Annotated in this window: 20 protein-coding genes; 17 read left to right on the top strand and 3 right to left on the bottom strand. The window is 70.1% G+C overall.

Features of this window, described 5'->3' with window-relative positions:
• Positions 1-90 precede the first annotated feature (90 nt).
• Positions 91-798, top strand: coding sequence for a hypothetical protein (locus tag HNR20_RS02560; protein WP_184176123.1), 708 nt, complete (start codon positions 91-93; stop codon positions 796-798).
• Positions 799-833: 35 nt separating this feature from the next.
• Here the strand turns inward: HNR20_RS02560 and HNR20_RS02555 are convergent, their stop codons facing one another.
• A complete protein-coding gene (locus tag HNR20_RS02555) occupies positions 834-1553 on the bottom strand; it encodes a GntR family transcriptional regulator (RefSeq protein ID WP_184176121.1) in 720 nt (239 codons plus the stop codon).
• 102 nt (positions 1554-1655) lie between these two features.
• Here HNR20_RS02555 and HNR20_RS02550 point away from each other — a divergent pair, with 102 nt between their 5' ends.
• From HNR20_RS02550 to HNR20_RS02525, 6 genes are all read left to right on the top strand, one after another.
• Entirely contained in the window at positions 1656-2495 is an 840-nt protein-coding gene (locus tag HNR20_RS02550) for a fumarylacetoacetate hydrolase family protein (protein ID WP_184176119.1), read from the top strand.
• Positions 2496-2540: 45 nt separating this feature from the next.
• Positions 2541-3305 carry an SDR family NAD(P)-dependent oxidoreductase gene (locus tag HNR20_RS02545; RefSeq protein ID WP_184176117.1) on the top strand — a complete coding sequence of 255 codons (765 nt, stop codon included), beginning with the start codon at positions 2541-2543 and terminating at the stop codon, positions 3303-3305.
• A gap of 12 nt (positions 3306-3317) precedes the next feature.
• Complete coding sequence (locus HNR20_RS02540; protein ID WP_184176115.1) at positions 3318-4223, top strand: hypothetical protein; 906 nt, start codon at positions 3318-3320, stop codon at positions 4221-4223.
• Between the two features lie 164 nt (positions 4224-4387).
• Positions 4388-5719 (top strand): carbohydrate-binding domain-containing protein, encoded by a 1332-nt coding sequence (locus tag HNR20_RS02535; protein ID WP_229687496.1) that lies wholly within the window; start codon positions 4388-4390, stop codon positions 5717-5719.
• A gap of 184 nt (positions 5720-5903) precedes the next feature.
• Positions 5904-6503, top strand: coding sequence for a GNAT family N-acetyltransferase (locus tag HNR20_RS02530; RefSeq protein ID WP_184176112.1), 600 nt, complete (start codon positions 5904-5906; stop codon positions 6501-6503).
• Complete coding sequence (locus tag HNR20_RS02525) at positions 6449-7249, top strand: phosphotransferase family protein (protein ID WP_229687495.1); 801 nt, start codon at positions 6449-6451, stop codon at positions 7247-7249. Before HNR20_RS02530 ends, HNR20_RS02525 begins: the two co-directional genes overlap by 55 nt.
• 112 nt (positions 7250-7361) lie before the next feature.
• Here the strand turns inward: HNR20_RS02525 and HNR20_RS02520 are convergent, their stop codons facing one another.
• Both HNR20_RS02520 and HNR20_RS02515 read right to left on the bottom strand, forming a co-directional pair.
• Positions 7362-10577, bottom strand: a complete 3216-nt coding sequence (locus HNR20_RS02520; RefSeq protein WP_184176109.1) for a glycoside hydrolase family 97 N-terminal domain-containing protein — start codon at positions 10575-10577, stop codon at positions 7362-7364.
• A gap of 159 nt (positions 10578-10736) precedes the next feature.
• Complete coding sequence (locus tag HNR20_RS02515; RefSeq protein WP_184176107.1) at positions 10737-11525, bottom strand: FadR/GntR family transcriptional regulator; 789 nt, start codon at positions 11523-11525, stop codon at positions 10737-10739.
• A gap of 134 nt (positions 11526-11659) precedes the next feature.
• On the opposite strand from HNR20_RS02515, the gene HNR20_RS02510 reads away from it, so the two are divergent.
• The 10 genes from HNR20_RS02510 (at position 11660) to HNR20_RS02465 (ending at position 23206) form a co-directional block, all read left to right on the top strand.
• Positions 11660-12946, top strand: a complete 1287-nt coding sequence (locus tag HNR20_RS02510; RefSeq protein WP_229687494.1) for an ABC transporter substrate-binding protein — start codon at positions 11660-11662, stop codon at positions 12944-12946.
• Positions 12947-13021: 75 nt separating this feature from the next.
• A complete protein-coding gene (locus HNR20_RS02505) occupies positions 13022-13972 on the top strand; it encodes a carbohydrate ABC transporter permease (protein WP_184176105.1) in 951 nt (316 codons plus the stop codon).
• Positions 13969-14784: a carbohydrate ABC transporter permease gene (locus HNR20_RS02500; RefSeq protein ID WP_184176103.1), complete on the top strand. Its 816-nt coding sequence runs from the start codon at positions 13969-13971 to the stop codon at positions 14782-14784. The genes HNR20_RS02505 and HNR20_RS02500 overlap by 4 nt, the downstream gene beginning before the upstream one ends.
• Before the next feature lie 7 nt (positions 14785-14791).
• Entirely contained in the window at positions 14792-15940 is a 1149-nt protein-coding gene (gene dgoD, locus HNR20_RS02495; RefSeq protein ID WP_184176101.1) for a galactonate dehydratase, read from the top strand.
• Positions 15941-15973: 33 nt separating this feature from the next.
• A complete protein-coding gene (gene manD / locus HNR20_RS02490) occupies positions 15974-17203 on the top strand; it encodes a D-mannonate dehydratase ManD (RefSeq protein WP_184176099.1) in 1230 nt (409 codons plus the stop codon).
• Positions 17193-17750: a gluconokinase gene (locus tag HNR20_RS02485; protein WP_184176097.1), complete on the top strand. Its 558-nt coding sequence runs from the start codon at positions 17193-17195 to the stop codon at positions 17748-17750. The genes manD and HNR20_RS02485 overlap by 11 nt, the downstream gene beginning before the upstream one ends.
• Positions 17751-17875: 125 nt before the next feature.
• On the top strand, positions 17876-19582 hold the full coding sequence (locus HNR20_RS02480) for an ABC transporter transmembrane domain-containing protein (protein ID WP_184176095.1): 1707 nt from the start codon (positions 17876-17878) through the stop codon (positions 19580-19582).
• Entirely contained in the window at positions 19579-21417 is a 1839-nt protein-coding gene (locus tag HNR20_RS02475; RefSeq protein ID WP_184176093.1) for an ABC transporter ATP-binding protein, read from the top strand. The genes HNR20_RS02480 and HNR20_RS02475 overlap by 4 nt, the downstream gene beginning before the upstream one ends.
• Before the next feature lie 134 nt (positions 21418-21551).
• Positions 21552-22130, top strand: a complete 579-nt coding sequence (locus tag HNR20_RS02470) for a sigma-70 family RNA polymerase sigma factor (RefSeq protein WP_229687493.1) — start codon at positions 21552-21554, stop codon at positions 22128-22130.
• Between the two features lie 17 nt (positions 22131-22147).
• Positions 22148-23206 carry a threonine aldolase family protein gene (locus HNR20_RS02465; protein WP_184176089.1) on the top strand — a complete coding sequence of 353 codons (1059 nt, stop codon included), beginning with the start codon at positions 22148-22150 and terminating at the stop codon, positions 23204-23206.
• Positions 23207-23229 lie beyond the last annotated feature (23 nt).

Raw genomic sequence — 23229 nt, 5'->3', positions numbered from 1 at the left:
TCCGGGCGTTCGACAGGGTGGGGCGCGAATCCTGCAGCCGCCATCCCGGAGCGTTTCTTGTCCCTGCACAGAGGTCATCGACGAAGCGCGGTGGCCGTCCTCCCGCTGGCGGCGATCGCCGTCACCGCGGCTGCCCTGGCCCTGCCGGCGCCGGCGGCGGCGCATCCGTTCGGCGACCCGCAGACCGTGTCCGTCGCCCGCGACGACCAGCGGCCAGAGGTCGTACGGGTGCGGTGGCGCGTCGGCGGGCCCGACGACCTGACGCTGCTCGGAGTCTCGCTCGGCCTGCTGCCATCTGACCGCATCCTGCTCGACGGTGCGGTCGACTACCGAGCGACCGATCCGGCGGTGCTCGCGTCGTCCGAGCAGTTCTCCGCGTACCTGCTCAAGCAGATCACGGTGGCCGACGGCGAGCGGCGCTGCCTCGGCGCTGTGACAGAGCCGCCGAAAGCCCTGGCGAGGGCCGGCGTGACCGTCGACTACACCTGCCCGGGGCCGGTCGGCACGGTCACCGTCGTGGTGCGGATGCTCACCGACCTCAATCCCGCGTACCGTTCGATGGCCACCGGACCCGACGGACAACGCGCGGTGTACGGCCCGGGCGAGGACTCCCACGACTGGACCCTCGCTGGGGTGCCGGCCGCCGGCAGCAGCACCAGCACCAGCACCAGCACCAGCCCCGGCCCCGGCCGCAGTGCCGTCGTCCAGGTCGCCGCCCTCGTCGGCGGTGCGCTGCTGGTCGCGATCGGGGCGCTGCTGGTGTCGCGGCGACTGCGGCGACGGCGGGCCGTGGCATGACCGCGACCACCGTCCTCGGATGTGTCAGGGGTGGGTCACACCGAGCCGTGCGGTGCTGTGGGCGCGGGAAGCCGGTCGAAGGCGGGTAGGTGGCGCTCCCGGGCGGCGGTCAGGTGGGCCCGCATCGCATCGGTGGCGGCCCGGGAGTCGCCGGCGATGATGGCGGCGGCGATGCGCTGGTGCTCGATGTTGGTGTCCGGGGCGCCGTTGGGCGGAAAGTACAGCCGGTGCAGATGCAGGTGCGAGTGCAGCCGCGTGATGCTGTCCCGCAGGAGTGGGCTGCCGGCGATCTCGGCGATCAGGTCGTGGAACTTCGTGTCCAGGGTGGTGAAGGCGGCATGGCGGCGGTATCCGTCGCCGGCCTCCACGTCGATGTTCGCCCCAGCCTCGGCGCTGATCCGTTGCCGTTCCTTGGCGGAGGCGTGCGTGGCGGCCCGGCCGGCGGTGGCGCCCTCCAGCAGCAGGCGGACGTCGAACAGGTCGTCGAACTCGGCGCGGCTCAGCAACGGCGTGGTGCTGTAGCCGGACAGGGGGCGTTTGCGGACCAGACCGTCGGCCTCCAGCCGGGCGAGGGCCTCGCGCACCGGTGTGGGGGAGACGTCGAGCTCCCGGGCGAGCGCATCGATGTTGACCCGCTCGCCCGGGGGAAGGATGTGGTCCATGACCAGTGTCTTTATCGACTCGTAGACATCCTCGGCGAGGGTGAGTCGACGAGCGGGACGGAGTCGGCCCTCGCGAGCTTGCTGCTGGGCCATCGCGTCTCCTAGAGAACCCCTTGACTGTGCGGGTGTGAGCGAGTACACACTAGCAACGCAACATCCTATAGGAAATAGGTTCGCCCGCCAGGAGGATGGTTCGTGAGATTCATGCGCGTCGGACCCGTCGGGCAGGAGCGTCCCGTGCTGTCCGTCGACGGACGGCACTTCGACCTCTCGTCGCTCACCGTCGACATCGACGGGGAGTTCCTCGCCGACGGCGGCGTCCAGCGGGTCCGCGAGGCCACCGACCTACCCGAGATCGACATCACCGGTCAGCGGGTCGGGGCGCCGATCGCCCGCCCCGGGGTGGTCCTCTGCGTCGGGCAGAACTACGCCGCACACGCCGCCGAGTCGGGTGCCGCGCCACCGACCGCGCCGATCATCTTCTACAAGGCGCCCAACACGGTCGTCGGCCCCCACGACGACGTCCTGATCCCACGCGGATCGGCGAAGACCGACTGGGAGGTGGAGTTGGCGGTGGTGATCGGCCGTCGGGCTCGCTACCTCGCCTCGCCGGCCGACGCCGTCGCGCACATCGCCGGGTACGTGCTGTCCAACGACGTCTCCGAGCGAGACTTCCAACTCGCCGTCTCGGGCGGCCAGTGGTCGAAGGGCAAGTCCTGCGAGACGTTCCAACCGCTCGGCCCGTGGTTGGTCACCGCCGACGAGGTCGGCGACCCGCAGGCGCTGCGGCTGCGCTCCTGGGTCAACGGCGAGCCCCGGCAGGACTCCAGCACGAAAGACATGATCTTCGACGTGGCGTACCTGGTCTGGCACCTGTCCCAGTACACCGTCCTGGACCCGGGCGACGTCATCAACACCGGCACTCCCCAGGGCGTCGCGCTCTCCGGCCGGTTCCCGTACCTGGCCGCCGGCGACGTGATGGAAGTCGAGATCGACGGCCTCGGCCGGCAGCGGAACACGCTCAGGAACGCCTGACGGCGGTGCGTCAACTCGCAGGACCACTCGGGATGGGAGAGAAGCATGCGGTGTGACGGCCTCGTGGCGGTGGTGACCGGAGGTGGCTCGGGGATCGGCCACGCCTGCGTGCGGGCGTTCGTGGCCGCCGGCGCCCGGGTGGGCGTACTGGATCTGGATCTGTCGGGCCTGCCCGACGATCCTCGCGTTCACGGCGTCCGGGCGGACGTGGCCGACCGGCCCTCCCTCGGCAGGGCCGTCGCCTCGGTCGCCGACGCATTCGGTGGCATCGACATCCTGGTGAACAACGCCGGCATCTCCGCCGTCGGCACGGTGGAGGAGGACGACGACGAGCAGTGGAGCAGGGTGCTCGACGTCAACGTCACCGGCGTGGCCCGAACGAGCGCCGTCGCCCTGCCGTACCTGCGCCGGTCGTCGTCTGCGGCCATCGTCAACGTCTCCTCGATCGCGGCGACCGCCGGCCTGCCCCGACGCGCCCTGTACTCGGCGTCGAAGGGCGCCGTGCACGCCCTCACCCTCGCCATGGCCGCGGACCTGGTGGCGGAGGGGATCCGGGTCAACTGTGTCGCCCCCGGCACCGTGGACACGCCCTGGGTGACCCGCCTGCTCGCGGACGCGGCCGACCCGACGGCGGAGAAGCGGCAGCTCGCCTCCCGCCAGCCGACGGGGCGCCTGGTGACCGCCGACGAGGTGGCCGCCGCCGTCGTCTACCTCGCGTCGCCCACGACCGGTTCGGTGACCGGGTCGTCGCTGGCGGTGGACGGTGGCATGTCCGGCCTGCGACTACCCAGCGTCAGATCGGGCGCGTGACATGATTGCGCCATGGGGAAACAGCAGGACGTCGGCGAGCCCGACCGTCAGAGCGGGTCCGACACCACCGCCCACCGTCCGATCGGTGGCAGCGCGGACGCACGGCTCGCCCTCGCACAGGACCCCACAACGCCACAGATGACCCTTATCGACCTGGCTTCCGACCCGTCGGCCGTGGTCCGCAAGGCGATCGCCGCTCGGCCCGACGCGCCCGCCCAGGCGCTGCGACCGCTGACCCGGGATCATGATCGTCAGGTGCGGGAGGCCGTGGCGAGGAACCCCTCGACCTCGCTCGCCAACCTCATGCGTCTCGTCAAGGACGCCGACCGGTGGGTCCGCTGGGCGGTCGCCGGGAACCCGGCCTGTGACGAGTCGATCCGCCGAGCGATGTCCGAGGCGTCGGACAAGGAGCTGCGCGGTCTCCTCGCGGAGAGTCGCGAGCTGGAGCCCGAGTTGGCCGCCAAGCTGACCGACGACGTCTCACCCGAGGTACGGGAACGACTCGCCACCCACACCCACGACCCGGACGTGATCACCACCCTGTTGGCCGATCGCACCGCCCGCGTACGCAAGGGGGTTGCCCGCAACCCGCGGACCACCGCAGAACAGCGCAGCGCGCTCGCCGCGGACCCGGTCGTCGACGTCCGTGCCGCGCTGGTCCGTGCGGTCGAGCTGGACGAGGCGGATCTGGCGCGCCTGGTCGACGACCGTTCGGTGCAGGTCCGACTGGCGATGGCGACATCCGAGGTCGTTCCGTCACGCATCCGGCAGGCGCTCACTCGCGACTCCGACGAGATGGTGGCCAGCGCGGCACGGGACTTCCGCCCGGGGTCCGGCAACTCGTCCGCGGTCCGGGCTCCCCGCATCGCTCACCGGCCCTCCGCCGCCGGCGCAGGTCGGCCGGGTCGCGCCTCCTAGGCACTACCGGGCGGAACGGAGAGTACAGCTCCGGTACTCAGGATGGTCTTGAAGCATTCACATATGTCATGCCGAGGGTCCTTACGCTACGAATGCCCAGCTCTTGGGCGTATGTCGTCAAGGGAGGATCAGCGGTGCGTTTCAGGAGATCCAGGTCCAGGCTCGTGGCTCTGGCCGCGGCGACGGTGGTTGCCGCGGCCGGCGGAGTACTCGTCGGCGGCACGGCCAACGCCGCCGAGCCGTCCCAGTTCACCGTCGTGGAGGGTGCGATCCGTACGGCGACCGGCACCCCCGTGCCCGCCTCCGGCACGCACGCCTCGCTGTGGGGCAACTCCAGTTACGCCACCACGAGCATCAGCGGCTCCGGCCGGGTGTTGATCGGCGCCATCGGTGACAACTGCCAGGGCTGGCCGACCGTCCGGGTGACGGTCGACGGTGTCAGCGTCGGCCAGACCACCATCGTCAGCGCGACCAACTACGGCACCTACCCGGTCGGCGCGGCGGTCGGCGCCGGACAGCACACCGTGAAGATCCAGCTCATCAACGACTTCCGGGCCGACCCCTGCGACCGCAACGTCCACATCGGGTACGCGCGGATGGAGACCGCGGGCGCCACCGACACGAAGTTCAGCTTCGCCGTCCTGCCGGACACCCAGCAGGAGGTGCTGAACAGCAGCGACACCCGGTTCCTCAACCGCACCAACTGGCTGGTGCAGAACCGCTCCGCGCTGGACCTGCGCTTCGTGGCCTCCTCCGGTGACGTGGTCAACTGGGACACCCCGGACCACTCCCAGTACGTCATCGCCCGCAACGCGATGCGGCCGATCGAAAACGCCGCCATCCCGTACTCGCTGGCGCTCGGCAACCACGACACCCAGGCCACCGGCGTCGGCGGCTCGGCCCGCGACCCCGCCCACACCCGGGAACTCGTCCGCGACACCACCGTGTTCAACCAGTACTTCACCGCCAGCCAGTACCGTGCGGTCAAGGGACAGTTCGAGGCCGGCAAGGTCGACAACTCGTACTCGACCTTCGAGGCCGGCGGCGCGCAGTGGCTGGTGCTGACCCTCGAACTGTGGCCCCGGGTCGAGGCCGTGAACTGGGCCAGGAACGTCGTGGCCGCCAACCCCCGGCACAACGTCATCGTCGTCACCCACGACTACATCGACGGCAACGCCAACATCGAGCAGAGCGCGTCCTACGGCGCGACCAGCCCGCAGTATCTCTTCGACAACCTGATCAAGCAGTACGCCAACATCCGGTTCGTCTTCTCCGGTCACGTGGGCGTCGCCGCCAACCGGGTCGACACCGGCGTCAACGGCAACAAGATCTACTCGTTCCTCCAGACGTTCCATTCCAACACCACCAATCCGGTACGCCTGGTCGAGATCGACACCGCTGCCAACTCGCTGCGGACCTGGATCTACGGGCCGTACAACAACCAGTCGTTCACCGAGTACGACCGGTCGTTCACCGGCATCGGCGTGGTCCGCTGACGCCTACTCCAGGCGACAGCGGTGCTGGCGACGGCTAAGTGGCTGTCTCAGTAAAGACGGGTACGAGCGGTGGCAACTGTCCACGGACGATGGTGGGCAGTTGCCGCCCGCCCGTCGGAAAACCCTGTTGCGAGTGGTCGGCATCGGATGTCTGGTTGGTCGGCCACAAGTTACGGGAGGGAACATGACGGGCACGTCGCTGCCAACCCCCACGCTGCACACCGTTCGCCTGCGACTGCGTCCCTTCGACGACGGGGATGCGAACGACCTCTTCGCGTTGCACAGCAGCGCCTACGTGCTGCGCTACTGGGACTCGCCGCCATGGAGCGATCGCGTCCGCGCCGAGCGGTTCATCGCGGCTTGCCGGCAGATGGCAGAGGCGGGCACCGGGGCGCGACTGGCCGTGGATCGCGTCGACGACGGGACGTTCATCGGCTGGTGCGGTCTGAGCCGGTGGAACCCCGACTACCGCAGCGCGTCGCTGGGCTACTGCTTCGCCGATGCGGCGTGGGGCCACGGCTACGCGACGGAGGCCGCGCGCGCCTTGCTGCGGTGGGCATTCGACACGCTGGACCTGAATCGAGTCCAGGCCGAGGCCGACACGCGCAACGTGGCGTCTGCCCGGGTGCTGGAGAAGCTCGGGTTCGTGCGGGAGGGGACGTTGCGGGAGGACTGCGTCGTGAACGGCGAGGTCTCCGACTCTTGGGTCTACGGGCTGATCAGGCGGGAGTGGCGGCCGTCGGCCAAGCTAGGTGCCGCCCCGTCGGTGGTCACCTCGCGATGATGGCCGACGTGGACGAGGTCGAGGTCGTCGTCGCTCACAACGAGCGCGCGACCCTGCGCGTGGGCGACGTGTTCCTGAAGGTCGACGCCGACCAGACGCGCACCGACGTCGAGGTCGAGGCGATGGCTCTGGCGCCGATCCCGACCCCGGAGGTCCTGTGGCGGAAGCCGCCCGTACTCGCGCTTGCCGCCCTTCCCGGGACGGCACTCGGCCGCCTCGGCGAGCCGTCGCCCGCGTCGCCGGCGGCGTGGGTCGCGGCGGGCGCCGCCGTACGGATGCTGCACGAAGCGCCGCTGCCGCCGTGGCCCGGTCGGAGCCTCGACGAGTTGGCCTCGCGCCTCGACGGCGAATGCGAGTGGCTCGTCACGACCGGCGTCCTTGCCCCAGACCTGGTCACCCGTAACCGCCAGGTTGCTGAGGCTGCGCTCCGGCCCTGGACACCGGTGTTCATGCACGGGGACCTGCAGATCACCCACGTGTTCGTCGACGGTGACGAGATCACCGGCGTGCTCGACTGGTCCGAGGCGGCCCAGGGCGATGCTCTCTACGATCTCGCCGTCTTGACGCTCGGACACGAGGAGCACCTTGGCGACGTCGTCGCGGGCTACGGCACCGACGTCGACCTCGACGTGATCCACGGGTGGTGGTCGTGGCGAAGCCTGGTGGCGGCCCGCTGGCTGGTCGAGCACGGCTTCGACCCGTCCATGCCAGGCTGCGAGTTCGACGTGTTGAGATCCCGGATGTGAGCCCGCACGAGCCCGACGGCAACGAGTGCCGGTGAGCGTCCTGCGCATCGTCTGACGCCACAAAATGCAGCAGGGCCGGCCCTGACGGGCCGGCCCTGCTGTGCCTGCTAGCTCACGATCCCGTGACGACACCCAGGTCTGGTTCGAGGGTGATCGCGTCGACGTTGACGTTGCCGTTGTCGGTGGGGCCGAACACGAGGTCGACGGCGTCGCCCCGGGCAATCGGCAGCTTCACGGTCTGCTCGGACCAGGTCGGCCAGGTCGGCAGGGTTGGCATCGCCACCTGGACCGACGCCGCTCCGCTGCGCAGGGTCATCGTCTGGGTGGCACCCATGGCGTTGCCGTAGCGCAGTCGAACCGTGTAGTCGCCGTCGCCGGAGACCGGGGCGTTGAACCGTAGACCGCTGTTCTGGGTCTTGAGGCAGGCCACGAAGCCGGTGCCGGTGTATCCGGCGTGGTTGGTGCGCAGGCATGCCTCACCGAGCAGTTGCGCGGCCTCCGCCTGGAGGGTGCTCGGCCCGGCGGTGAGCGCGGCGGTGGAGGCGAGCAGCTTCGCCGCGACCTCAGGGTCGATCTTTCCGGCCGGAGCGGTCGTCACGAGGGCGCCGAACCGGTCGAGAGCGTCCCGCATGGCGGTGGTGTCGTTCGCCGACGCGGACCGGGTCGCGGTGGCGATCTCGTCCAGGAGTCGCCGGGACAGCGCGGGGTCGATGGTCTGCAGGTCCGCGGCCAGTCGCACGTTCCTGGCGATGGAGAGCAACCCGCGCGCAGGCCCGAGTCGGACGGTGAGCAGGTCGTCGATCGCGGTACGCGCCTTCAGGTTCACCTCTGCCAGCGGCTGGCGGTAGAGATCCAGGCGCAGGTTCTGCAGAGCGGTCAGTCGCCCGGTCACGTCGCCGCTGCTCAGCTCGGACTCGGCCTGGGTTGCCCGCTTCTGCAACGTGCTGAGCGCTGCCTTTGTCACGTCGCCAGACTTGTGCAGCTGTTGGAGGAGCCGCTGCATGGAGCGGGTCTGCGGCACCCGGACCTGCTTACCGCGCTCGCCGGTCGGTGCGCCGACGGCAACCTTGAAGTCCTGGTCGGAAACCTGGGTCGCCGGCAGGGTCAGCTCGACGGTGGTGCTCGCGGCTCCGGCGACGCGAACGGTCCGCGTCTCGCCGACGGCGCGACCGTTGACGAACAACTGGGCGGGAAGGGCCGCCACGGTGCTTCCGGTGTTGGTGAGCGACGCGGTCACGGTCAGGCGCTGGGTGGTCTCGTCCAACGTCGCCTGGGCTGCGCCGAACTTCGCGCGGGGCGCGGCGTACCAGTCGAGCTCACGCAGATCATCCCGCGAGGCGGGCCGGATCCGGACCGCCTGGCCGCCGCCGGCGACCAGGGACATGCTGAGGTCCGTCGACGATCGAACGAGAACCTTGCGGATCTCGACGGGCAGCGGGTTGCCGCGCCAGGTCGTCTCGGCGGCGTCGGCGTAGATCTCCGCCACGTACGAGCCGTGGGACAGGAACGACAGCGGCATCGTCAGGGTCCGGTCGTTCTCGTCGGTGATCGCGCCGACGTACCAGGTGTCGCCGTGTCGGCGGGCCGTCGTGGTGTAGTCGCCGATGGCGCTGTCGAGCACCCGGCTCTCGTCCCAGGTGGTGGGCAGGTCCTTCAGGTACGCGAAGCCGGGGTGCGCGGCGTAGTTTTCCGGAGTGTCCGCGAGCATCTGCAGCGGGCTGTAGAAGATCGTGGACAGCGCCAGCTGGGCGGTCGAGGTGGTCTGGACGCGGGTGCCGAGCTTGGCCGGATCCCAGGTCACGTTCAGCACGCCGGGGGTGTAGTCGGCCGGGCCGCCCATGAACCGGGTGAACGGCAGGATGGTGGCCTGCGCCGGCGGGTTGCCGTTCGCGCCCTTGTAGTTCTGCTGCTCCATGCCGGCGACGCCCTCGCCGCTCATCATGTTGGGGTAGGTACGCGCCAGCCCGGTCGGCTTGATCGCCTCGTGGGCGTCGATCGTGATGTGGTGCCGGGCTGCGGCGTCGATCACCCGCTGGTAGTGGCGGACCGCCTCCTGGTCGAAGTGGCTGCGGTTCACCCCGCCCAGCAGGAACTTGGTGGCGTATCCGGTCTTGATGGCGTGGATGCCGAGTGCCTCGTACCGGGAGAAGATCTCCTCCATGTGCTGGTCGTAGTAGTCGACATCGCCCCGGGTCTCGTTGTGCGCGATGTACTCGACGCCGTTCTGCTTGGCGTAGTCGAGCACCGCGGGCAGGTCGAAGTCGGGCTGCGGGGTGAGGAAGTCCTGGTTCGTCCAGTTGCCACCGGCGTTGGTGTTCCACCCCTCGGCCAGCACGAACTTGGAGCCGGCCTGCTTCGCCAGGTCGATGTACTGCTTGAGGCGAGCGGTGGTGGCGCCGTGGGTCGGGCCGTACGTCCAGGTGGTCTGACGGCGCTGTAGCTCCCACCACACGCCGACGTAGGTGGCGGGTTTGATCCACGACGTGTCCCCGGCGCAGACCGCACACGGGTCGTTGAGGTTCTCGATCAGGTGGGACTCGGCCAGGTCACCGGGTCGTTCCCCGATGGTCAGGGTGCGCCACGGGGTGGAGAAGTCGCCGCGCAGCTTCGCCTTAGTGCCGTCCGGCAGGCTGATCAGGTCGCTGGAGAACCGTCCCGGCTGACCCGGCACCGCCTTCAGCGTCATGCTCGGGTAGTCGGTGAGGTCGGCCTCGTGCACCACCAGGTACGTCTTTCCGGACGCCACCGTGATGGGGGTCTGCGCCGTCGGCACCGCCGACAGAGGCTGGTCGCGGTAGTGCTGTTCGTCGGCGTTCCAGTCCTTGCCGGCGGCGATGGACCAGCTCCGCGCGGCCGGGTCCAGGGTGAACTCGGTGCGCTCGGCGGTCACCGTGTAGTCGTCCAGCCCCGGCTGGGCCGGGACGTGGTAGCGGATCCCGACGCCGTCGTCGAAGACGCGAACGACGACGTCCAGACGGAAGCCCGTGCCCGCCTGGACGGCGTGGACCGTGAGCTCACGAGCGTGGTTGCGGACGGTGCTGTCCGTGCCCCAGAGCGGCTTCCACGTGTCGTCGATGGTGCGACGTTGCACGGAGACGACGCTCATCGCCTCGGTCAGGCTGGGACGTCCGGCGAGGTCGAGGCCGAGGCCGGAGGTGCCGACGACCACCTTCCCGCGGTTGGTCACGCTGTACGCGAGCCGCCCACCGTCGTCGCTGACGGTGACGCCCAACGTCCCGTCGGGGGACCGCACGGTCTGGCCGTCGTTGCCGGTCAGCGCGCCGCTCACCACAGCGGACGCCGGCTCGGCGGCTCGCGCAGGTGCCATGAGAAGCCCGGATGAGACCGCGAGGGCCGCTGTCACCAGCAGGCCCAATCTCCGTGTCAACCCTCGACCAGCATTGCGCATTCGTCTGTCCCATCCTTGCCCGAGGCCGTGATCCGACCGCAACACCTGGGACCCTAGATCCGAATGATCTTGCTCTGGTCACCGGGTGGTCGTCGGACCGCCATCTGCGCTCCGGTCGGGCATGCCGGTCTGCTCCCACAGCGACTTCATCTCGTCGAACGCCTGCTCCATCAGCTGCACCATCGCCTGCCGGGCGCGTTCGCCGTCGCGCCGCTGGATCGCCTGAGCGATGTCCGCGTGCATCTGGAGGGCCTGCTGATGTGGGTGGTGCGGCATGAGGTGGTGCTTGTGCCGGCCGGTGAGCACCTCCGCGACCAACTCCTGGAGCCGGAGGAACATCTCGTTGCCGGAGGCGAGCAGGATGCGCCGATGAAACTCGATGTCGAGATGCAGGAAGCGCTCCTCGTCACCGGCCTTGCCGGCCGCCCACATCTTCGCCGCCAGTCCGACGAGATCGCTCGCTTCGTCATGGCTGATCCGGTTGGCGGCCAGTAGGGCCGCGTGCGGCTCGACGGCGGTGCGTAGTTCGGTGATCGACCGGAGCTGGGCCATCCGGCCGGCCGAAGCGAGACGCCAGCGGATCACCTGCGGGTCGAAGACGTTCCACGCGCTTGCCGGCAGGATCATCACCCCCACGCGGCGGCGTGCCTCGATGAATCCGATCGAAGCCAGGACCCGCAGCACCTCGCGGACGACCGAGCGGGAGACGGCGTACCGGTCGACCAGTTCGTCGATGTTGAGGACCGATCCGGGTGCCAACTCACCCCCGCAGATGGCGGTGCCGAGGTGTTCGAGGACGCGGGCGTGCAGCCCGGCCTCGGCCGGGACGGTCTGAGCGGCTGCAGCCTCTGATGAGGACGGTTCCACTCAAAGATCATATCAGTTGGATCAACCTATTGAAATAATCAGCTTTTTCGGCCTAGCATCCCGATGTTAAGCGGATGTAACACCGAGGTAGCGGCTCCCTGGGGGCAGCGGCCACGACAGAAGGTGAGACAAGCGTGCGACGTCGATCGATAATCGGCACTTCTCTGGCCGTGGTCACCGCCATGAGCCTGGCCGCCTGTGGTGGCGGCGATGGCGGCGAAGGCTCGAAGACCCTTCGCGTGACGCTGGTGAACCACGTCTGGACGGAGAACATCAAGAAGGCCCTGCCGGAGTTCGAGAAGCAGTCCGGCCTCAAGGTCGAAGTCACCCAGCTCGGCGAGGACCAGCTCTCCGACCAGTACAACGTCAAGCTGAACGCCGGGTCCAGCGACCTCGACGTGATGATGTACCGGCCCCTGCAGGAGGGGAAGCAGTTCGGCAAGAACAAGTACCTCGCCGACCTGAGCGAGAAGGCCAAGTCGGACAGCGCCTTCGAGTTCGGTGACTTCCAGGCCGGGCCGGTGCAGGCGACGACCTATGACAACAAGATCGTCGGGCTGCCGATCATCACGGAGCAGGAGGTCCTCTACTACCGCAAGGACCTGCTGGCGAAGTCCGGCTTCACCGCGCCGCCCAAGACCCTCGACGAGCTCAAGGCGCAGGCGGCGAAGGTGGAGGCCGACAACCCTGGCGTCGCCGGCTTCGTCGCTCGGACCGGCAAGGCCGCCGCCGTCACGCAGTTCTCCAGCTTCCTCTTCAGCTTCGGCGGCGACTTCGTGGACGCCAGCGGAAAGGCCACGGTAAACACCGAGCAGGCCAAGCAGGCGTACGCCTACTACGGCGGCCTGCTCAGGGACCACGGCCCGGAGAACATCAGCACCGACATGAGCTGGTCGGAGGCGATGGCGATCTTCACGCAGGGCAAGGCCGCCTTCTACACCGAGGCCAACTCGCTCTACAAGAACGCCACCGACCCGACCAAGTCCAAGGTCGTCGACACCGTCGGCTTCGCCGCCTTCCCCGCCGGCCCGGCCGGATCGAAGCCCTACAACATCCCCTCCTGGGCACTCGGCGTGAACGACAACTCGGAGAACAAGGACAACGCCTGGAAGTTCATCCAGTGGGCGGCCGGCAAGGAGCAGGCGCTGGCGCAGCAGGTGGCCGGTGTCCCGGGCGCTCGTGCCTCGGTCTGGGCGAACCCGGCGGGCACCGCCTCCTACCCGAAGGACCTCGCCGAGGCCAACACGGTCAGCACCGCCAACGGTGTCGGGCACGACCGCCCGCTGGTGGTCAAGGTGGCTGAGGCGCGGGAGATCGTCGGCCAGCCGATCGTCGACGCGATCACCGGCAAGGATGCCGCCAGCTCCGCGGACGCGGCAAACACGGCGTTCCAGAAGTTCCTCGACGACGAGGCGAAGTAACCCGAGCGCGAGGCGGCGGAGCCGACGGGCTCCGCCGCCTCGCCGGGACCTGGCCCCCGGACCCCGGAGATCTCAATGTCAGCCGTCATCACACCCCGCACCGATTCGCCCGAGGCCCCTGCGGCGTCCCCGGAGACGTCGGCCTGGTCGCGTTGGGCCAACGAGCACCGCAAGTGGCTCTTCGCGGCACCCGCCATGGCGTTCGTCGCCGTGCTGATCATCTTCCCGGTGGCGTGGACCGGGTATCTGAGCCTGACTGACGCCGAGGGTTCGGTGCGCGCCGAGTCCGAGTTCATCGGATTTCAGAACTACCTCGATGTGCTCACCGACACCGACCGGTTCTGGCCGGCGGTCTGGCGTACGGTCCTCTTCACCAGCGTCGTGCTGTTCTTCGAGGTCGTCCTGGGCATGGCGATAGCCCTGCTGCTGTGGCGGCCCTTCCGCGGTGAGAAGTGGGTCCGCGTCGCGATCCTCCTGCCGCTGGTGGCCACCCCGGTCGCGGTCGGCATGATGTGGCGCCTGATCTTCGACCCGAACATCGGGATGGCGAACCAACTGCTCGGCTGGATCGGGATCGGCCCCCAGCCGTGGCTGGCTGGCCAGCACTCGGCCCTGCCGACGACGATGTTCATCGACATCTGGCAGTGGACCCCGATGGTCGTCCTGATCCTGCTCGCCGGGCTCACCGCGCTCTCCGACGAGCCCCAGGAGGCGGCCCGCATCGACGGCGCCAGCAGTTGGCAGCGGTTTCGGCACGTCACCCTGCCGCTGTTGATGCCCACGGTGATCGTCGCCATCCTGCTGCGCGGCATCGACGCGCTCAAGACGTTCGACATCCTCTACGCCACCAAGGGGCGCGGCGGTGGGTCCTTCCACGAGGTCGAGACCCTCAACGTGTACGCCTACGGCCTTAGCTTCGACTACAACGACTACGGCGTCTCGTCGACGGTTCTCATCATCTTCTTCCTGATCATCATCGGGGTGATGTGGGCCCTCACCTATCGCAAGAAGGGGCTGGGCCGATGAAGCCGAGCAAGCCGTATCGGGTGTTCCGCACGTCGGCCCTCGTCGTTGTGGTGTTCGCGTTGATGGCGCCGCTGCTCTGGATGATCGCCGCGTCGTTCAAGACCAACGTGGACATCTACGACACGGCCAAGGCGTTCGTCTTCTCACCCAGCCTGAAGAACTACGAGACCGTTCTCCAGCAGGCGAACTATCTCCAGTTCATCGGCAACAGCCTCTGGGTGGCGTTCGCGGCCACCGCGCTCTCGCTCCTCCTTGGAGTCCCCGCCGCCTACTCGATGAGCCGCTTCAACATGAAGAAGTCCGCGCTCGTCGTGCTCATGGCCCGGGTGATCCCCGGCGTCTCGCTCCTGGTGCCCTGGTACTACGTCTTCTCGAACCTGAAGCTGGTCGGCGGGTTCACCGTGCTGATCCTGAGCCACATGTTCGTGTCGCTGCCGCTGATCGTCTACATCATGATGGGCTACTTCGACGGTCTACCGATCGAACTGGAAGAGGCCGCGCTGGTCGACGGGCTGACCCACATCGGCGCGTTCCGGCGGATCACCCTCCCACTGTCGGTGCCCGGCGTCGCGACCGCCGGCATCCTCTCCTTCATCTTCTCCTGGAACAACTTCATGTTCGCCCTGGTGCTCTCCGGATCCGACACGAAGACGCTTCCCGTCGCGATCTTCGACTTCGTCGGCTACGCCAGCATCGACTGGGGAGGCCTGATGGCCGCGGCGACGGTGGTCACCCTGCCGATCATGCTGATCGCCCTGTTCGTGCAGAAATACGTCGTCTCCGGCCTCACCGCCGGTGCCACGAAGGGCTGACAGCTCCATGACGAAGATCGCAAAGGTGGAGACCTTCCTGGTCGCACCGCGCTGGCTGTTCGTCCGCATCGAGACGGAGTCCGGCATCGTCGGCTGGGGCGAGGCGACCTGCGAGGGCCGGTCCGAGACCGTACGCACGGCCGTCCAGCAGCTCAGCGAGGTGTTGACGGGTCAGGACGCGCTGCGCATCGAGGACCACTGGCAGGTGATGACCAAGGGCTCCTTCTACCGGGGCGGCCCGATCCTGGCCAGCGCGGTGTCGGGTCTGGACCAGGCGCTCTGGGACATCGCCGGCAAGCACTACGGCGCCCCCGTGCACCAACTGCTCGGCGGGCCGGTCCGGGACCGGATTCGCGTCTACGGCTGGGTCGGTGGCGACGAGCCCGCCGAGATCCGCGACCAGATCAGCGCCCGGATCGAGGCGGGCCTGACCGCGGTGAAGATGAACGCCTCCGGGCCGATGAGCTCACTCGCCTCGGTTGCCGAACTCGACGGGGTGGTGCAGCGGGTGGCCGCCGCCCGCGAGGTCCTCGGCGACGACCGGGACGTCGCGGTCGACTTCCACGGGCGATTCACCCTCGCCAACGCCCGGCGGGTCGCCCCACTGCTGGAGCCGTACCGGCCGTTCTTCCTGGAGGAGCCGGTCGTGCCGGAGAACTCCCACCTGATCGGGGAGGTCGTCCGCTGCACGACCACGCCGGTCTCGACCGGAGAGCGGCTCTACAACCGGCAGGAGTTCCTGCCCGTCCTGCAGGCCGGCATCGCCGTGGCCCAGCCGGATCTCGCGCACGCCGGCGGCATCACCGAGGTCCGCAAGATCGCCACGTTGGCCGAGGTGTACGACGTGCAGCTCGCCCCACACTGCCCGCTCGGGCCGATCGCCCTCGCCGCCTGCCTCCAGGTCGGCTTCGCCACGACCAACTTCCTGATCCAGGAACAGAGCATCGGCATCCACTACAACCTGGACGCCGAGGTGCTCGACTACTGCCTCGACAAGACCCCACTGACCTTCGTCGACGGGTACGTGCAGCGGCTGACCGCACCCGGTCTCGGCATCGAGATCGACGAACACGCGGTGCGGACCGCGGACAAGCGCGGGCACGCCTGGCGCAGCCCGACCTGGCGGCACCCCGACGGCTCCTACGCGGAGTGGTGAGACCACCCGACCGGTAAGAACGAAAGGCACCCCGTGAAGATCGTCGCAGCAGACATCATCGTGTCCAGCCCCGACCGGAACTTCGTCACCCTGAAGATCACCACCGATGAGGGCATCACCGGTCTGGGCGACGCCACGCTCAACGGCCGGGAACTGTCCGTCGCCTCGTACCTGCGAGACCACGTCGCCCCGCTGCTGATGGGGCGGGACGCGCACCGGATCGAGGACACCTGGCAGTTCCTGTACCGCTCGGCGTACTGGCGGCGTGGCCCGGTCACCATGGCGGCCATCGCCGCGGTGGACGTCGCGCTCTGGGACATCAAGGCCAAGGCGGCCGGCATGCCGCTGTACCAACTGCTGGGCGGCGCGTCACGCACCGGCATCATGGCGTACGGGCACGCGTCGGGGCGGGACATCCCCGAGCTGTTCGACTCCATCCGCCGCCACCTCGACGAGGGCTTCCGGTCGATCCGGGTGCAGACCTCGGTGCCGGGAATCAACGCGGTCTACGGCGTGGCCGCGCAGCCCAGCTCCACCGGTCAGCGCTACGACTACGAACCCGCACAGCGCACCCCGCTGCCGGTCGAGGAGGACTGGGACACCCGCGCGTACCTCCGCCACCTGCCCCAGGTCTTCGAGGCGGTCCGCAGTGAGTTCGGCCCGGAGCTGCCGCTGCTGCACGACGGCCACCACCGGATGACCCCGATCCAGGCCGCCAAGCTCGGCAAGGCCCTCGAACCGTACGACCTGTTCTGGCTTGAGGACTGCACCCCGGCCGAGAACCAGGAGGCACTGCGGCTGGTCCGCCAGCACACCACCACCCCGCTGGCCATCGGCGAGGTCTTCAACACGGTCTGGGACTACCAGACCCTGATCCGTGAGCAGCTGATCGACTACGTCCGGTCCGCGGTCACCCACACCGGCGGCATCACCGCCATGCGTAAGCTGCTCGACTTCGCCGCCCAGTACCAGATCAAGTCCGGTATCCACGGCCCCACCGACATCTCGCCGGTGGGTATGGCCGCGGCGCTCCACCTGGACCTGGCCATCCACAACTTCGGGATCCAGGAGTACATGAAGCACACCCCGCTGGCCAACGAGGTGTTCCGGCAGTCGTTCACCTTCACCGACGGCTACCTGCACCCGGGCGACCAGCCGGGACTCGGGGTGGAGCTCGACGAGGAGGCGGCGGCCCGGTTCCCGTACGAGCCGGCGTACCTGCCGTTCAACCGGCTCAAGGACGGCACGGTTCATGACTGGTGAGCGGCGCGGCGGCGCCCAGCCCACCCGGCACGTCGTGGTGATGGGCGTCTCCGGGTCCGGCAAGACCACCGTGGCGCGCGGGATCAGTGCGGCGACCGGGCTGGCGTTCGCCGAGGCCGACGAGTTCCACTCCCCGGAGAACGTGGCGCGGATGCGCTCCGGCGTGCCCCTCGACGACGCCACCCGCTGGCCCTGGCTGCGGGACATCGCCACCTGGGTGGCGGATCGCGGCGCGGAGGGCCGGTCGACGGTGCTGGCGTGCTCGGCGTTGAAGCGGTCGTATCGGGACGTGCTTCGTCAGGGTCCGCTCCGGGTGGACTTCGTGCACCTGGATGGGCCGGCCGAGGTGATCCGGGCCCGGATGGCCCGGCGGCAGGGGCACTACATGCCGGCGAGCCTGCTCGAATCACAGCTCGCCACACTGGAGCCCGCCGAGCCGGACGAGTCGGTGCTCGTACTCGATGTCACGCTCGCCCCGGAGGTCCTGGTCGCGGCGGCCGTCACGGGTCTCGGCCTACCCGCCTCGGTGCCGGTGGGGGAGCGGTAGCACCTCCGATGGAGGCCCGCTTCGAGGACATGTTAGGTTAGCCTGCCCTAATCAGTAAGGAAACCTGCCGCCATGCCCTCACCGACCCCACGGCGGCTCGTCCAGCGAGCGAGGTCCGGACGAGCATGACAGTCGCCGAGATCACCGGTGGCGTGGTGCTCCGTCGCGCGCTGCGTCGACAACGCGCTCGGGTGGCGGCAGGTATCGCGCTGCTCTGCACACACCAGGCCACCGAAGCCCTCGTCCCGGTCGCCATCGGCGTGGTCATCGACCGCGCGGTGGCCACCGGGGACGTCCGTGCCCTGCTGCTCTCGCTGGCCGGCCTGGCCGCCCTGTTCACCGTGCTCGCCTTCGCCTACCGGGCCGGTGCCCGGCTGGCGTTCGCCGCGGTCGAACACGAGGCGCACGCCACGCGGGTCGAGATCGTCCGCAGCGCCCTCGACCCGCGCGGACACCGCTCCGGCATGCGCGACGGGGAACTGCTGTCCGTGACGGCCTCCGACGCCGAGCTGTCCGCGCTCGTCGTACGGGTCGTGGGACTCTCCGCCGCAGCGCTCACCGCCATCGTGGTCGCGGCCGTCGCGTTGCTCGTCGTCGACATCCCCCTCGGCCTCGGAGTGCTTATCGGCGTACCTCTGCTGGTCGTCGCCCTTCAGCGGATGGCGCCGCTGCTCACCCGGCGCAGCACGTCACAGCAGGAGGCCCTCGCGAGCACGACCGCCCTCGCCGTCGACCTCGTCACCGGCCTGCGTGTGCTGCGCGGCATCGGCGCGCAGGACCACGCCGCCCGCCGGTACGCGGGCGCCAGTCGGCACGCGCTCGACGTCACCCTGCGCGCCGCCACCACCAAGGGTTTGCACCTCGGGCTCACCACCATGGTCAACGGCCTCTTCCTCGCGACGGTCTCCGGCGTCGCGGGCTGGCTCGCGCTCCAGGGGCGGCTCAGCATCGGCGAACTCGTCGCCGTGGTCGGGCTGGCCCAGTTCATCGCCGAGCCGGTGCAGACGCTCGGCTACTGCGTCCAACTGTTCGCCATGGCCCGAGCCTCCTCGGCGCGGGTCGCCCGGGTCCTCGGCGCCGCGCCGGTCATCGAGCCGGGTGCCGCCGGGCCGCCCGCCCCGAGCCCGTGCCGGATCGCCCTCGACGGGGTCTCGTACGCGGGCCTCGACGACGTCAACCTGCGCGTCCATGCCGGTGAGATCCTGGGCGTGCTCGCCTACGACCCGGCCGAGGCGGAGGCGCTGGTCGCGCTGCTGGGAGGTCGGGTGCCCCGGGCGGACTACCGGGGGACGCTGTCCGTCGACGGTGTGCCCGCCGACGAGCTGCACATCGACGCCGTACGTTCCGTGGTCCTGGTCGAGCAGCATGACGTGGCGCTCTTCGAGGGGACGCTGCGCGCCAATCTCAGCGCCGGCACGTCCGTCGACGACACGGTCCTGCGTGCCGCCGTGCGGGCTGCCGCAGCCGAGGACGTGCTCGCCGCGCACCCGCACGGATTCGACCGCCTGCTCACCGAACGCGGGTCCAACCTGTCCGGTGGGCAGCGGCAGCGGATCGGGCTGGCGAGGGCGCTCGTCGCCGACCCGCCGGTGCTGGTGCTGCACAACCCCACCACGGCGGTCGACGCGGTGACCGAGGGCCTGCTCGCCGACGGGCTGGCCACGGCTCGCGGGGCGGCGACCCGCGGCACGGTGCTGATCACCACCAGCCCGGCGTTGCTGCGGGTCACGCACCGGGTCGCGGTGATCGACCGGGGACGGGTGGTCGCCGAGGGTCCGCACGAGCGGTTGCTCGCCAGCGACGCCCGCTACCGCGAGGAGACCCTGCGATGACCGACGAGTCGATCACTCGGCACCTGCTGCCGACGGCCAGCGGCCGGCAGACCTGGGCCGCCCTCCGTACCGAACTGGCACAGCTGCCGGGGCTCAGCGTCGTCGCCGGCACGTTGCTGGTCGCCGCGGCCGCGACCGGGCTCGTCGCCCCGTGGGTGCTCGGTCGCCTCGTCGACGACGTCATCGCCGGGACCGACACGCCGCGGATCGTGGCCTGGGCGGGCGTGATCGCGGGCGCCGCGGTGCTCGCGGGACTCCTCACCGCGGTCGGAGCCGCGGTCGCCGCACGCCTCGGCGAGACCGTGCTGGCCCGACTCCGGGAGCGGGTCCTCGACCGTGCTCTGCACCTGCCGTCGGCCACCCTGGAACGCGCCGGGACCGGGGACCTGGTGGCACGCGCCGGTGACGACGTTGCCGTGGTGACGAATGTGATCGCCACCAGCGGCCCGGCCTTCCTCGGCGCGCTGCTGTCCGTCGTGCTGACCGCGGCGGGGCTCTTCGCCCTCGACTGGCGGCTCGGCATCGCCGGGTTGGCCGCGGCCCCGGCGTACGCGGTGGCGCTGCGCTGGTACCTCAAGCGGTCGGTGCCGTACTACGCCCGCGAGCGGGTGGCGACCGGTGAGCGCGCGCAGGCGACGGCCGAGGCGCTGCGCGGCGCGGCGACCGTGCGCGCCTTCCGGATGGAGGACGCCCACGTCGCGCGGATCGCGGATCGCTCCGGCGTCGCCCGCGACCTGTCGCTGGAGATCTTCGGTCTCTTCACGCGGTTCGGGCTGCGCATCAACCGCTCGGAGTTCGTGGGGCTCGCCGCCGTGCTGCTCGCCGGCTTCCTGCTGGTCCGTGGCGACCTGGCCACCGTCGGAGCCGCCACCACTGCCGCGCTCTACTTCCACCGCCTCTTCAACCCCATCGGCCTGCTGCTGTTCGAGTCGGACTCCGTGTTGCAGGCCGGGGCCAGCCTCGCCCGACTCGTCGGGGTCACCACGCTGCCGGACACCGCAACCCCGGCCGACCCCGAGCCCGCCCGCCACGATCGGGCCGATCCCGCGGCGCTGGAGGTGACCGTCGCGCAGCACCGCTACGACGACGGCCCCGTCGTGCTGCGCGACATCGCCCTCCGTCTCGCACCCGGGGAGCGCGTCGCCCTCGTCGGCGCGAGCGGCGCGGGCAAGAGCACGCTCGCCGGCATCATCGCCGGCATCATCGCGCCCACCGACGGCGCGGTGACACTGCGCGGGGTGCCGCTGGCCCAGCTCGGCGAGCACCGCCTCCGTCGCGAGATCGCCCTGATCAGCCAGGAGGTGCACGTCTTCGCCGGGCCACTCGCCGACGACCTGCGCCTCGCCAACCCGGACGCCACCGACGCCGAGCTGGCAGCCGCCCTCGACCTCGTCGGCGCCACCGAGTGGCTGCGTACCCTGCCGGACGGTCTCGCCACCGAGGTGGGCGAGGGCGGGCGGCAGCTCACCTCGGCCCAGGCCCAGCAGCTCGCGCTGGCCCGCCTCGTCCTCGCCGATCCCGCCGTCGCGGTCCTCGACGAGGCCACCGCGGAGGCGGGCAGCGCGGGCGCGCGCGACCTCGACCGCGCCGCCGTGGCCGCCACCGAGGGGCGTACCACGCTGATCGTCGCCCACCGACTCAGCCAGGCGGCCACCGCGGACCGCATCGTCGTCCTGGACCAGGGGCGCGTCGCCGAGCACGGCACACACGCCGAGTTGCTCAGGGCCGGGGGCGGGTACAGCCAGCTGTGGCGTTCCTGGAGCATGCCCGGCACCGTCGTGCCGCAGGGACGCGACAGCGCCGAGCAGGTCCAGGACCAGACCGTCCCAGGCTGATCAGCCGAACGGGGGAGTCCCGGGAACTTTTCGTCGCCGGCCGCCGACAACCAGAGTGCGCGGCCGACCGGCGGCGTTCCGACGACGGGCATCTCGGCATGGGGGAACGCCCGTGGCACCCAGGACGGTGGTATGTGCGAAACGCCGTCGTTGACGACGACCAGGTGACCCGGTGGGCGCAGGAGGCAGGCCAGGGTGACCGGCAGGCCGCCACGGCGTTCGTCGGGGCCCTGCAGGCTCAGGTCTGGCGGTTCCTGTCGCACCTGGTTGGTCCGGGTGAGGCCGACGACCTGACCCAGGAGACGTTCCTGCGGGCATTTCGCAACCTGCCCGGATTCGCCGGTCGCTCGTCGGCCCGGACGTGGGTGTTCACGATCGCCCGGCGCGTCGCCGTGGATCACGTCCGGACGGCGGTTGCCCGACCCAGGCCGGCAACGGTGCCGGACTGGCAGGCGGCGGCCGAGGCTGCCGGCGCGATCACGGCTGGCGCCGACGAGGGAGTGACCCTGCAGCAGTTGATCGCCGGCCTCACCAGGGAGCGGCGCGAGGCGTTCGTCGCCACCCAGGTGCTCGGCCTGTCCTACGCCGAGGCCGCGGACCTCTGCCAGTGCCCCGTCGGCACGATCCGCTCCCGTGTCGCCCGGGCTCGCGAGGATCTCGTCGCGGCCTGGCAGGCCGACACCGGCCCGAGCCATGGGCGACGAACCGGCTGAGGGTGAATACTGCCGCAATGACCGTGCAGCGTTCCCTGTTCCTGCACTCGGATCTGCGCCGTCGGCCGTACGACATACTGCGGTCGATGCTGGCGCAGGTCGATCCCGAAACGCCACCGCACGGGCCGGACGGGCCGGTGGCTGTCCTGGAACGGCGCGTGGCCTCCCTGCTCGGCAAGGACGAAGCCCTGTTCTTTCCGTCCGGGACGATGGCGCAGCAGGTGGCACTGCGCATCCACGCCGACCGGCGCGGCAGGCGGGCCTTCGCCGCGCATCCGCAGTGTCACCTGGAGGTCTGGGAGCAGCAGGGGTACGCCGTCGTGCACGGGCTGCGCTTCCAGGCCGTCGGCGACCGCCACCGGTTGATGACCCTGGCCGACCTCGCCGCCGTCGCCGAACCGCTCGCGGCGGTGGTCTGGGAGCTGCCGCAACGTGACATTGGTGGTCAGTTGCCGGAGTGGGACGACCTTGTGCCGCAGACCGTGGCGGCGCGTGAGCGCGGTGCGGGGCGGCACCTCGACGGCGCGCGCCTGTGGGAGGCGCAGACGTACTACCGGCGGCCGTTCGCCGAGATCGCCGCGCTGTTCGACACCGTGTACGTCTCGTTCTACAAGGGTTTGCAGGGCGTCGGCGGTGCCGCGCTCGCCGGGGACGCCAGCCTCGTGGCCGAGGCCCGGGTGTGGCGTCGCCGGCTCGGCGGCGACGTCTACGACGCCTGGCCGTTGGCGCTCACCGCACTGCACGGCCTGGACACCCTGCTGCCTCGGCTGCCGGCGCACCGGGACCATGCGGTGGCGATCGCGGCGGCCATCAACGCCGACGGCGTGGCCCGCGCGTTCCCGGATCCACCGCAGACGCCTCTGTTCCACGTCCACCTTCCCGTCGGTCCGGACGCCGCGATGCGGGCCGCCGATGCCCTGCTCGCCGCCGACGGGGTGGAACTGTTCGGCCGCGTACGGTCGGCGCCGGCGCCGGACCGGTGCTCGTTCGAGGTCAGCGTCGGTGAGAACGCCATGGAGCTCGCCCCGGACGAGGTCGTCACGCTCATCCACGAGCTGCTCCGACACGCCGCTTGACCGGAGGGACCAGCCTGAACAGG

It is taken from the genome of Micromonospora parathelypteridis (assembly GCF_014201145.1).
Classification (GTDB): domain Bacteria; phylum Actinomycetota; class Actinomycetes; order Mycobacteriales; family Micromonosporaceae; genus Micromonospora; species Micromonospora parathelypteridis.
Note: the sequence above shows the minus strand (reverse complement) of the source record. Positions and strands in the feature narration are given on the sequence as shown.